Raw genomic sequence first — 12,366 nt, 5'->3', positions numbered from 1 at the left:
CAAACCGGTACGCTGTGCTGTGTACCGAGGAGGAATACGTGAAAACAGTAGCCGAGCAACTCGATGAATTCTTAAAGGTCGCCCAGCCTTTGGAGGCTCTCGATGTGGAGCTTGCCGACGCGATGGGCTGTATTCTTGCCGAAAACGTTGTCGCGACTGTTGATGTTCCTCACACCGACCTGGCGGCCCTGGATGGGTACGCGGTGCGCGCGGACGAAACTTTCGGTGCCGAGCCAGCTCGCCCGGCGCATTTCCCGGTGACCGATGATATTTTCGCCGTCACCACCGACCGCATCGCCCACACTCCCGGCGCGGCGGCCCGCATTGCTTCCGGGGCGCGGATGCCCACGGGCGCGGACGCCGTTGTTCCCCTCATCGATACGGATCACGGGGAAGCGCAGGTGGATATCACGGCGCGCGTGGCCCCCGGGGAGAATGTGCGCGCGCAGGGCGAGGACCTGCGGGCCGGCACCACGATTCTGGAGGAAGGTACCCGTATTGGGGCGCGCCATATTGCCTTGCTGGCGGCGGCCGGGCGCGACCGGGTGCGGGTGCGGCCGGCGCCGCGCGTCGTCGTGATGTCTGTGGGCGATGAACTGGTGGCGCCCGGAAAAGCTTTGGGTAACGGAAAGATTTACGACGCGAATTCGCACGCGCTTGCCACCGCGGTGCGTAACGCCGGGGCGGTTGCGTACCGTGTACCGGCGGTTTCCGATGACCGGCATCTGTTGCGCGAGTCTTTGGAGGACCAGCTGTTGCGCGCCGACGTTATCCTCACCACCGGCGGTTTGAGTTACGGGGGTGGAGATACCCTCAAGGAGGTCCTGTCCCCGCTCGGTTCGATGCGGTTCGACGCCGTCGCTATGAATCCGGGCCGGCACGTCGGGGTGGGTACCATCGGGGGCGACGGCGCAAATTCGGCACTCATGTTCTGCCTTCCGGGCAACCCGGTGGCCGCGCTGGTGTGCTTCGAGGTGTTTGTGCGCCCCTCGCTGCGGAAAATGGCCGGCTACAAGCATGTGACCCCGCGCTCGATCCGGGCTCGGGCGGCGCGCGGGCTGCTCTCCCGGCCCGGCGTGCAAGATTACGTGCGGGTGCAGGTGTACGGCGATCCGCGCGCCGGCTACGAATTTGACCCGGTGGGGGATGTGGAGCTGCTCTCCCTGGCGAATTTCGCGAAATCGAACGGGCTCGCGGTGGTTCCCGCGGATCAGGAAAGCGTGGGGATTGGTGACGAATTGGAGTGCATGATTCTCAACGGGTAGGCCCAGCTTGAAGGGATAGCCCAGCTCAATAGCCCCATCCGTCCCACGAATCACACCGTTGTTATTCTCTCTACGAAAGTAACGGCGCGTCCCTGCCTGAGCGCCCCGCGATTGGTTAAAGTGGCTGTGTGGGATTCCAGGGATACGCGTTGATGGCAGTGGTTGTGCTGCTCATGGTCTATGTCATCCCTGGTGTGTATCGGCGGCGCGTCATTCTCGCTGATGTGCGCATCGACGAACGCTATTCACCCCAGCTACGCACCCTCGCGCTGCCGGACGGAACGGCGGGCGTGGAAACTGGCGGGCCAACCGGGGCCATTTTTTTCCGGAAGCCGGAGGTCATCATGGCAGAGAACGACGAACGCGATATTCTTCCACCCAGCGCGGGGCGTAATGTGCGCACCCTGGCGCGGGAACGCGCGCGCCGTAAAGCACGTATTTCCCAACGTGCAGCGAATCGGCAGCGCGGTTTCGTGGTTGCGGGCGCTTTAGGCTTGCTTATTGTGGTGCTCGGCGCTCTTGCTTTTACGACGACGATGCCCCGTTGGATTTTCTACGTTGCTGTGGGCATCGGGGTGCTGTACGGGGCGGGCTTCGGCTACCTCCTCAGTGAAATGGGGAAAGCAACCGCTCGGGACCGCGAGGATATTGCCGAGCTCACCGAGGAACTTGGTATCCGGAAGACCCGCGGGGCGCAGCGCCATTCGCGCCGCCCGGCTCGCCCGCGCCCCGGGCGTTCGGCGGTCTCGGCGGCTTCCGCCCATTCGGCTTTGAGCGCGGCCAGCGCGGCCCTGGGAAGCGACGACCTCGGGGCGCTGACGGCCGATGCGAGCCGCAGCGCGGATCTGGGGCGGAGTGCTGATCTCAGCCGGAGTGCGGAGAGCGCGAGCGCGGGGAGTGGGAGCGCGGCTACCACGCCGACGGCTGCCTCCGCGGCCACCGGCGGCGCAGATGCAGCTGGTGAAGGTGAAGCTGAAGCTGCTGGCGATGCTCGTGACGGTGGCGCTGGTGAAGCTCGCGATGCTCAGGCCGCGAACGCCGATGAATATGAAGCCGGGGTGAACCCGGGAAAAGCACGGAGCCGGAACGCGGGGGCGCGGGCGCCTAAGCGCCGTTCCGGCATTTCGGTGACCCTTGAACAAGGGATTATCGCCGCGGAAGATTTCGCTCCTATCGCCGGTTCGCAACGCGAACAAGCGGAGAAACTTCCCAAGCGTTTCGTGGCCGGAGCGGTTCCGCGCCGCCAGCTGCCCAGCTATACGCTCAAGCCGCAGATTCAACAGCGCACGGTAGCGCCCTACCAGGCTCCTGAAGCCCCGGTAGCTCCGGTGCCCTACCGCCCCAAGGAGATTGGCGAGCGGGTGACTTTCGTGGATGCTGTGGCGCAAGGTGCGGCGGCTTCCACAGTGCCGGCGGGTCAAGCTGCTCCGCAAGGTACCGCTCAGGCTGCGGTGGGGCAGGCAGCCGCTGTGACAGCGCCTGCTGGCCAAGCAACGCCGGCATCGATGGCCGAAGCCGCATTGCCTCCCGCACAGGCAGCTGCACCTGCGCATGATGGCCTCGCGGGTGGCGCGGCTCTGGACGAGCTGCTGCGCAAGCGCCGCGCGTAGCTGTGGTCGGCCGGGTGGCCTTGGCTGAAGGCTGAGTTGCCGCGCCGCGGGTACTAACTGAAAACGGGAAGATCGGGGAGTGGTGTAATGGGAACCACTCCCCGAAATTTCATTCCGGGCCGTTCGGGTGCTAAACTAATCAGGTCTTTGGGGCTATGGCGCAGTTGGTAGCGCGTCTCGTTCGCAATGAGAAGGTCAGGGGTTCGAATCCCCTTAGCTCCACCATTCTGGCTGGTAAATACCCACACACATCCATTTCGCATGCGGCTTGCAGACCTCACGAGAAAAGGGTAGACGAAACCCCGGCGATTTAGCCGAAGCTAGGGATCGTTCCGGGGTCTTTAACGGCTGACTATACCACCCTGGATCATAGAAAACTTGGGATGTGAGCCAGTACTTGCCGTAGAGGAATATTCCGCTTTTGGGGAGTCAGGGATTTAACTGGACTTCTTCTGCTGGTAAAGCGCGGACATCCAGATCTAGCGCTGGAGCTTCAGTTTTAACAATGAGCTTTTCGACCCTCCCCACAGCCGTGCAGTGTTGCGGAGCATTCGGCGGTGTTCCCTCGATGACTGCCACCTCAATGCGTCCATTAGTTTCCTTGACGACGGTACGTAACTTGAAACATTTGGGGTCGCCCGTGATAGCGGTAAAGGTCAGCTCGTGTGAATTTGTGACTTCGTACTTTGTCCAGTTTATTATCTTTTCCGAGTGTGAAGTGGCTTCGCTGCTCGAACAGCCACATAACGCAACGACGACGCTTAGGGATACTGTTAGCCCTCTTCCGATTTTTCTCGGTGGCGATTGAATCATTTCGCCTCCTAACCCGGTCTATGAGTCCTATTTTGACGTATGCGCGGATCCTGGAAAGCCATAACCCCGGCGATTTAGCCGAGGCTAGGGATCGTTCCGGGGTCTTCGATGGCCAGGATATCATGGACGGAGACGCTCATGGAGGCTTCCTTCTGCTCCAAAATTCTGTCGTTGGCCACCAATAAGCTTCGAGCATGTCACAGAACAGTCGTCGCCCCATTGCTGTGGATCTCTTTTCGGGAGCCGGCGGACTTTCCCTAGGTCTGGAGCAAGCCGGGTATGACGTTGCCGCGGCCGTTGAGTACGATCCGATCCACGCTGCCATCCACGAATTTAATTTCCCCTACGGCAAAACATTCTGCGTGGACGTGCGTAAGGTCAGCGGCGCAATGATCCGCTCCGAATCGAATATTCAGGACCAAGAGATTCACCTCGTAGCGGGAGGTCCACCCTGCAAGGGATTTCACTGATAGGCAAACGCTCTTTGGATGATGAACGTAATTCCCTCCTCAAGGAATTTGTCCGTTTAGTCCTGGAATTGCGCCAGCGCCCCAGCTACCCGAGTCCGCGGTATACACCACGCCGTATCAATGGTTCACTTCCGGAAGGGAACCTGCTCCCGCTGGGGCCCAGCGTCAGCGACGCTCTCGCAGTTCTACCCGACGCAGATACTTTTGAGGAGTTTGCTGCCCAGTGATTCGGTGGAGAGCGTTGAATACTCGGAACCAAGCCCCTACGCGGCAATCCTGCGTGGTGTCACACAAGATCTGAGGAATTACGCTCGACCCCGTCCATCCTCGGGTGATTACAGTACGGGAAGCAGCACGTTTGCACGGCTACCCGGATTGGTTCAGATTCCACATAACCAAGTGGAACGGCTTCAGAGAAATCGGAAACTCCGTTCCTGTCATGCTTGGCCGCGCGGTAGCCGCAGAGCTACTCAAGGCCGATAACATAACGCCGACCCGCGGTGAATTCACTCCACTCGGCAATGAAGCATTGCTCTCTTTCACCGCGACCGAAGCCCGCATCTATTTCGGGCTTACAGGACACGTTATCCCGCAACGTAACAGGGCTCAAAGTTAGGGATTGGTGTATTGAAACGGAGGCGATGTCACGGTTATTATGTTGCAAAATGGATAAGTATTTATCTTAGTGAATACTATAAATGAAATTATCATTATCGTATTCTATTGATTCGTTAAGGATGTCCATAGGGGGACGTCCTTAGACGGGAGAGCTTATGAAACACCGCAAACTTTGGGGGCTTTTCGCATCCTTGATTTCCGGTGCGATTGTATTGGCGGGTATCGCTATTCCTACGGCATCAGCCGCTAATGACATTTCCGGATTGGTTGATCAGTCTTCCATCGGGATGAACCGTAACTCCAACTTGACCGTGAACTCTCATATCGGAACCACCACTGAAGTTAGTGCGACTACGGGATGGGCGGGAACTCTCAAGTTCAAGTTGGCTAAGAAAGGTGCGCATCCAACTGTTAATGCGGGGGATGTCCTGAAGGTTGGTTTGACCCCGATTGATCCCGCTTTGGACTTGTTGCGCATAAGTGGCAACTTCAATTCAGTCACTCAAATTACAGATTCTGTCACCGGTGCCAAACTCGCTGATGTGGCTACTGAAGCTGGGCATATTGGAGTCTTTACTTTCACTGACGTGAGTGAAGATTTTGTTACTTCCCAAATTGAGATGCCGTTCTACGTTGATAAAGGCGTACGTGACACGTATTTTGAGGAAAACCCAGATGTTACCCACGTTGATGTCGCTTACGACATTACAGTCGACGGCAAGTCGACGGGGAAGCAGGTTACTTATCGGGTAAAGAAGCCTGTTGTCAAACTCCCGGATATGGCTTCTTTGGAGAAGACGGGTGCTTCGAAAGTAGATGGCGATAAATCGTATATCTACTCTGAGATCCAAGTTGGTACCAGGTTGCGGCCGAATAATGAATTTATCATTTACGACACGCCCGATGTGAATATGGCTCTTCACGGGAATGTTGCCGTTTACGACGAAAAAACTCAGGGAGGTAAAGATTCCTTCTTGGCTGAACTCGGGGCAACGAATCCGCATTGGGTAAAAGATTCTACAAAGCCCGCTGAGCAGCGCATGGAGATGTGGCTTTATGACATCTACTTCCGTACACCCGAGCCAGAAAATCCTGTATCTTCCCGAACTGCGGCGTTTGAGGAAAAACCCATCCCTTTGGATCGCTATGACATCGTAGCCAAGAAACAAGGCATGATGAGCATGGCGAACGCTACCGTACCGAAAGATATTCTGCTGCAAAAACCGGCAGGAGAGCCCCTCACAGCTGAGGAACAAAAGCTTATTGATGATGCTGGCGGCCTGTATAAGGTCGTTGGTAAAGGATTCATGCTGCGAGTGAAGAATTACTCCTCGAAGTACTTTGACGGGGGTGGATACTTCAATATCGGCTTTGATGCTGAGCCTGTTAATGATTCGGTTATGCTCAGCAAAAACGGGCGGCCTATTTATGTCAATAAGGCGTCCTATTACGCTCAAGAGATTCCGAACTGCGATCCGCAAGTGCATCAGAATTGCACTCCGATTAAATACGAAGGATCCAAACCCGGTGACGTTGAAGCGAAGGGTAAAGGATACAACCCCGAAGAGCTTAAACCGCCGGGGATTACTGCTGAGACCGATGGTTATCAACTGATCGACTTTGTGAAGCAGGATGATACGGGTAAGGCTTTGGCAGGTGCGGTGTTCAGCATCTACAAAGCGAAATCCGACGGAACTCCGGGTGATATTGCCACTAATCGGGATGGCGTAAAACTGGAGAACCTGGTGAGTGGCGCGGATGGCAAACTCTATCTACCGGATCGTACGACAGGCGTGAAACTTGAGCTGAAGCGCGGTAACTATGTCTTCGTTGAAGTCAAGGCTCCGGAAGGCTTCGTCAAGGCAAAAGACACCGTCGTGCCGGTGCAGTTCAAGCAAAAAGTTGTGGTGGTTTCCAATACGAAAGTGAAGAACCCGGGTGATAAGCCCAGTGTGGAACCGAGCGCTACTCCGAGTGTCGAACCAAGCGTGAAACCGAGCATCGACCCCAGTAGTGGCCCAAGCGTCGAACCAAGCGGTGCCCCGAGTGTGGAGCCGAGCAATACTCCAAGCACCTCGCCCAGCGGCAGCCCGAGTGTGGAGCCGAGCGCGGATCCCAGTAGTGGCCCGAGCGCGGACCCCAGTGGTGAACCTAGTGGTGCCCCGAGCGTCGAACCAAGCGCGGATCCGAGCATCGACCCCAGTGCTCACCCGAGTGTTGAGCCTAGCGATGTTCCGAGTGTGGATCCGAGCACTACTCCGAGTTCCGAACCCGGCGGTACCTCGAGCGCGAAACCTACTCCGAATATCAAGAAGGTGGAAAAACCCAATAAGAAGCTGCCGGCTACCGGATTCGAAGGTGGCTTACTTATTGCGGTGATTGCCGTATTCGGAACAGGTATCGCCCTGTATCGGAAATCGAAAGCCAACTAAGGTTTGTTGGAAGCGAAATAATTAGAGTGAGCGGGGGCCGATAACTTTCGACCCCCGCTCACGTTTCAAGAAACCCTGGGCTCCCGTGGATCTTCGCGCAGGTGAAGTGCAGTGCTGTGGCTAACGCACTCCCGCCCGTGGCTCGGTGAGGCGCCGGTGGGAGAGCGTGAGAACGCGATCCGCGCCGCGGGCAATATCCGCGGAGTGCGTGACAAGAATGACGCACTTGCCGTGCAGATGTGCGGCGTCGTGCAAAATCTGGACCACGCCGCGCGCGGTATCCTCATCAAGATTCCCCGTCGGCTCGTCCGCAAGAATCACCGGCGCGGGTGAGGCCAGCGCCCGCGCAATCGCCACCCGCTGCTGCTGCCCACCAGAAAGCCGCAGCACATTACGGTGAATCTCATCCTCACTCAAACCCAACTCCAGCAGCACGGAACTATCCGCCCGCCGATCCACCAGCCGCACATTTTCCAGCGGAGTCAAGTAATCAATGAGATTGTAATTTTGGAACACCAGCGAAATATGGGCACGGCGGTGATGGGCGTAGCCCGTCGTCGCAATATCCACGCCCTCAAAAAGCACCGCGCCCTTCGTGGGCGTATCCAAACCCGCCAGCAAACTCAACAGCGTCGATTTCCCGGCCCCCGAAGCGCCCAGCAGCGCCGTAACCGTGCCCGGCTCGAAACCTGCGCACACATCGGTCAGCACCTTCGCGCCGCTACCCGGGTAGCTGTAACTCACGTGATCAAGTTCCATAACATTCATAATTTTTCCTAACTCAGTGACGAAAGAATCTGCCGGGGAGACCGGCGCAAAATCGGAAACAGCGCAATAGCCAGCGCCACGGCAAGAATCCCGGCGCCAACACCCAGCGCCCACGCAATATCCGCGCCACTCACCGCTACCGGAGGCAAACCGGCCAGCGCGCCCGGCGCAGCACCGTCCACAACGGCCCGCCCCACAAGCGCGGTAAGCTGGCGCCCCGCAAGAATAGCGACGACGCCGCCAGCCAGCGCCAGCGCGCCCAACTCAAGCGCGAAACCGCCGGCAATCACGCGGCGGTGCTGCCCGAGCGAGAGCAGCACCCCAATTTCCCGCATCCGCCCGCGCACCCACAGGGCCAACACCGCCGCGGCAATCACCACGCCGGCCGCGCAGGCACCGCTGAGAAGCGCACTCAGCAGCCCCTCCACGCTATCCACCGCGCGCAGCACCCCGGTGAAACTCGCGGCATTGTGCTCGTAAGTGAGATCGGGGAGCGCGGTGCGGGCCGCGGCTAGGCTCGCGGGTAACTCGCTCGCGCTCGCGGTGAAACACCGTACCCGGGTGGCACCCGCGTCCCCGCTGAGCTCGCGGCCGGCCGTGCTATCCACGAGGATGCGATTCGCGGCCGCGCTCGCCGGCAGCCCCGAAGGATTCGGGGTGGTGCCGTCGAAAATCCCGGTGATCTGGCGGGTGACCTCACCGGCCGGGCCGCGCAGCCGCAGCTCATCGCCGACCTGCAAGCCATTCGCCTCGGCAAAATCACGGTGAATGAGGGCACCCGGTTCCGCGCCGCTGTTCATCTGTCCGGACGTGAGCCGGTAGAGCTTGGCCGCGAAAGCCGGGAAACGTGCCGGATCGGAGCTCGCGGTCACCGTCACCGCGCCCATGACGCCGGCATCCAACTGCACCCCACCCGCGGTGTCCACAGCCTGGGCGCCTACCGGAGTGGCCAGAATATCTTGCTCGGTGGCAGTGCTCGCCACGCCGGGCAGCGCCGCGAGCTGACTGGCCTGGGCCTGACTCAGGGTGGGCGCGGCTTGGGTGAACGGATTATCGCCGGGGTTGGTATGTGGGCTATCGCTTGGGGCCGCATCACCCGCCCCACTGGGCGCACCAGCTGGCGCGCTCGCCACGAACCCGGCTCCCACCTGGGCATCAATGGCGGTGCGCAGATGGCCCATGGCCCCGCGCACCCCGGCCTGCGCCACCAGCGCCGTAAAAATCACGCTAATAACCACGAAAAGCAGCACATTGCGAACCGGGCGGCGCCGCAGCGCGAGTCCGGCGCGCGTCCCCGCGCTCATGGGACTTACCCCACTCATGCCGCACTCACCAGCAGTTTGCGCGGGGAAGTGCGCAGCATGGGGAGGGCCGCCAGCACGGTTGCCCCGATAAGCACGGCGAGGGTGAGGGCCAGAGCGAGCGTCGTCGTACCCGCGCTCAACTGGACCGCAAGATCATCCAAGGTTCGCGTGGCTGTGGTGACGTCCACCCCGCCCCCGAGCGGCGCCTGCGAAGTGAGCTCCTCCATCCCGGATTTCTTCACCGAGGCCAGCACGCTGGTCCCCACCCGTTGGGCGACCACGGTGCTGAGCGCCACCCCGCACGCCGCCGCCGGAATAGTAATAAAGAGCAGCTCCACCAGGTACTGGCCCAGAATCTTCGCTTTCGAGGTGCCGATGGCGAGCAGCACCCCGGTTTCGCGGCGGCGTTCGCGCAGCCACAGCACCAGCACCAGGCTAAGAAGCGCAAGGGCAAGGAGCGCCGTCGTAATAATCGCGCCGGTCATGACGCTCTGCACCCCGGCCACCGCGCCGGTAATCCCGGTGAGCAGCTGGGAGGTGCGGGTGAGTTGATAGTTGCGCCAATCGATGGGCAGGCCGCGCGCCTCGTTCATCACCGTTTCGCTATCGGTGCCGTCGGCCACGAAGAAGGTGGTGTCCTGGTAGATCTCGGTTTCCGGGGTGTAGGCGTAGAGCGCGCGGGTGGTGGCGAGGTCCGTGTAGACCGCGTTGGCGAAAAGTTCGAGGCGGCGCGCGGCCGGCTGCGGATTATCCCCGCGCACCAGCCCCACGATTTCCACGGTGACTTCCGCGGTGGATTTCTTCGTATTGTCGTAATCGTAGGGGTTTCCGCGCAGGGTGAGTTTCGAGCCCACGGTCAGGCCGTTGAGCCGCGCCAAATCCTCGTGAATAATCGCCTTATTTTTATCTTCGCGGGTAATATGCCGCCCGGCCACCAGCTCCAGGGTGCCGCTGCGAATATTCGTTTCATCAGCGCTGGCGCTCACCCCGCGCACGCTCACCGCGTTACCGAGCTGCGCCTCGCGCTTGGCATCATATTCTTGGCGGTCCAGCCGGGCCACCTTGGCGCCCACCAGATCCGCGGTCACATCCTGGCGCGCGGTGTAGCGATCCACCCCGGGCAGGGCGGCGATCCGCTCCACGTCCGCGGGTTTGACGGTGCCGCCCCCGCGCGGGGTGCCGGAATTATAGGGGGAGTTTTCGAGCACGAAACCGGAGCCCAGGGTGCGTTCCGCGTCGCGGCCCGCGGCGGCCGATGCTGTGCGCACCGCCCCGGCCGAAACCAGCACGGTCACCACCGCCGTGATAATGACGAAAAGAAGCAGGGTACGGATATGTTTTCGGGCGACGTAACGCCACGCGCGTCCAGCTAAGGTCACTACCGGGTACCTTTCACGTCTTCGGGAAAATTTCTGATAGGTAGTAGCTTTTCTCAGCTTACTGGAGACTTCCTGGAGGCTTCGTGAAGAGAATGTGAAGAGCCGTTCGCGAGGTTCTGCGCGCCGGGAGCCACTATGATGGGAGAGCGGCCTTCTTCCCCGCGCCCACCCTCAGCGAAAGGCGAGCATGCAGTTCATCTCCACGCGTTCCGGGATGGAACCGGCTTCTTTCACCGATATTCTGCTCGACGGCCTGGCCCCGGACGGCGGCCTGGTGGTGCCCGCCAGCATCCCGCGGGTGAGCGCCGCCCAGCTCGAAGCCTGGCGCACCCTGAGCTACCCGGAGCTGGCCGCCGCGATTATTGGCCTGTACGCCACCGATATTCCCACCGCGGACCTCGCGCGCCTCACCGCGGCCGCCTATAGCCCGCAGAATTTCCCGGGCGGGGTGCCGCTGCGCCGCGTGGATAACACCCTGGTGCTGGTGGGCCTGTCCGAAGGCCCCACCATGGCGTTCAAGGATCTCGCCATGCAATTCCTGGGCCAGGCCATTCCTTATGTGCTGGCCGCCACCGGGCGCGAACTCACCATCCTGGGCGCCACCTCGGGGGATACCGGCTCCTCGGCGGAATACGCCTTCCGCGGCCAGCCGGGCGTGCAGGTGGTCATGCTCTCCCCGCGCGGGCGCATGTCCGCGGTGCAGCGCGCCCAAATGTATTCCCTCCAGGACGCCAATATCCACAACCTCGTTGTCGATGGCGTTTTCGACGACTGCCAAGACATCGTCAAAACCCTCAGCTCGGATATCGATTTCAAAACCCGCTACCGCATCGGCGCGGTCAATTCCATCAACTTCGGGCGGATCGCCGCGCAGATCGTTTACTACTTCTGGGCGTGGTTGCGTTATACCGATGGCACTTTTTCGCAGGCTTTGAACGACGACGCCGCCGCTGCCGCGGCGCCCACTCCCGCTCCCAGCGGGGCCGGCGGGGCGGGTGCCGGGGCCGGGGCTACCCGGGTGGATTTCTGTGTACCCTCGGGTAACTTCGGCAATATTTACGCCGGTCACCTGGCCCGCTGCATGGGCTTGCCCATCCGCCGCCTGCTACTGGCCACCAACGAAAATAATGTGCTGGAAGAATTCTTCACCACCGGGCGCTATACCCCGCGCTCGCGCGAGCACACGTTCGCCACCTCCAGCCCCTCCATGGATATTTCCAAGGCCTCCAATGTGGAGCGGTTCATCTGGCAGGTGCTGGGGGAGGATTTCCCGGCCGCCTGGGCACAGCTGGGCGCCACCGGGACGTTAGATATGCGCGATTATCTGCCGGAATTCGAGGAGACATTCGGTTTCGCGGCCTCCTCATCCCACCATGCGGACCGCCTGGCGGCTATTGAATGGACCTACCGGACCAGCGGGATCCTCATTGACCCGCATACCGCGGACGCGGTCACGGTGGCCCGCCGCCTGAGCGACGGCGCGGTCCCGGTGCTCGCCATGGAAACCGCCCGCCCGGAGAAATTCGCGCATACCGTGCGTGAAGCGGTCGGGGATGTGGCCGATGGCCTGGAGGAACGCCTGGCCGGGCTGCTCGCCCTCCCGCAGCGTGCAACCCAGGTTCCCGCCGATCCGGAAGCGGTGCGCGAGTATATCGCCACGCATTGCGCTTAGTGGGCAGTGGGCGGGTTCCCCGCGCGGCGCTGCGC

The 12,366-nt window shown here is 60.8% G+C and carries 10 protein-coding genes and 1 tRNA gene; 8 read left to right on the top strand and 3 right to left on the bottom strand.

The genetic code is table 11. The features are described from left to right. Positions 1-38: 38 nt before the first annotated feature. From ACRQFC_RS05425 to ACRQFC_RS05395, 7 genes are all read left to right on the top strand, one after another. Positions 39-1,265, top strand: a complete 1,227-nt coding sequence (locus ACRQFC_RS05425) for a molybdopterin molybdotransferase MoeA (protein ID WP_284883121.1) — start codon at positions 39-41, stop codon at positions 1,263-1,265. A gap of 128 nt (positions 1,266-1,393) precedes the next feature. Next, the gene (locus tag ACRQFC_RS05420) at positions 1,394-2,875 is read left to right on the top strand and encodes a DUF6667 domain-containing protein (RefSeq protein ID WP_284883120.1); all 1,482 of its coding nucleotides are present in this window, start codon (positions 1,394-1,396) and stop codon (positions 2,873-2,875) included. Between the two features lie 149 nt (positions 2,876-3,024). Continuing rightward, positions 3,025-3,100, top strand: a tRNA-Ala gene (locus tag ACRQFC_RS05415). Between the two features lie 782 nt (positions 3,101-3,882). Further along, complete coding sequence (locus ACRQFC_RS05410) at positions 3,883-4,158, top strand: DNA cytosine methyltransferase (RefSeq protein WP_200807170.1); 276 nt, start codon at positions 3,883-3,885, stop codon at positions 4,156-4,158. Positions 4,159-4,172: 14 nt separating this feature from the next. Continuing rightward, positions 4,173-4,385: a hypothetical protein gene (locus tag ACRQFC_RS05405; protein ID WP_284883119.1), complete on the top strand. Its 213-nt coding sequence runs from the start codon at positions 4,173-4,175 to the stop codon at positions 4,383-4,385. Between the two features lie 104 nt (positions 4,386-4,489). Then, complete coding sequence (locus tag ACRQFC_RS05400; protein ID WP_350309897.1) at positions 4,490-4,774, top strand: DNA cytosine methyltransferase; 285 nt, start codon at positions 4,490-4,492, stop codon at positions 4,772-4,774. Positions 4,775-4,931: 157 nt separating this feature from the next. Continuing rightward, positions 4,932-7,208, top strand: coding sequence for a prealbumin-like fold domain-containing protein (locus ACRQFC_RS05395; protein ID WP_284883118.1), 2,277 nt, complete (start codon positions 4,932-4,934; stop codon positions 7,206-7,208). A gap of 120 nt (positions 7,209-7,328) precedes the next feature. Here the strand turns inward: ACRQFC_RS05395 and ACRQFC_RS05390 are convergent, their stop codons facing one another. Genes ACRQFC_RS05390 through ACRQFC_RS05380 form a run of 3 tightly spaced genes read right to left on the bottom strand, consistent with a single transcriptional unit; the run spans position 7,329 to position 10,659 of the window. Beyond that, positions 7,329-7,976, bottom strand: a complete 648-nt coding sequence (locus ACRQFC_RS05390; protein WP_284883117.1) for an ABC transporter ATP-binding protein — start codon at positions 7,974-7,976, stop codon at positions 7,329-7,331. A gap of 8 nt (positions 7,977-7,984) precedes the next feature. Further along, the gene (locus ACRQFC_RS05385) at positions 7,985-9,280 is read right to left on the bottom strand and encodes an FtsX-like permease family protein (protein WP_284883116.1); all 1,296 of its coding nucleotides are present in this window, start codon (positions 9,278-9,280) and stop codon (positions 7,985-7,987) included. A gap of 14 nt (positions 9,281-9,294) precedes the next feature. Beyond that, on the bottom strand, positions 9,295-10,659 hold the full coding sequence (locus ACRQFC_RS05380; protein WP_284883115.1) for an ABC transporter permease: 1,365 nt from the start codon (positions 10,657-10,659) through the stop codon (positions 9,295-9,297). 187 nt (positions 10,660-10,846) lie between these two features. On the opposite strand from ACRQFC_RS05380, the gene ACRQFC_RS05375 reads away from it, so the two are divergent. Continuing rightward, positions 10,847-12,331, top strand: a complete 1,485-nt coding sequence (locus tag ACRQFC_RS05375) for a threonine synthase (protein WP_284883113.1) — start codon at positions 10,847-10,849, stop codon at positions 12,329-12,331. Positions 12,332-12,366 lie beyond the last annotated feature (35 nt).

The organism is Actinotignum inguinis (genome assembly GCF_051265835.1).
GTDB lineage: Bacteria > Actinomycetota > Actinomycetes > Actinomycetales > Actinomycetaceae > Actinotignum > Actinotignum timonense.
This window is presented reverse-complemented; position numbering and strand designations above follow the sequence as displayed.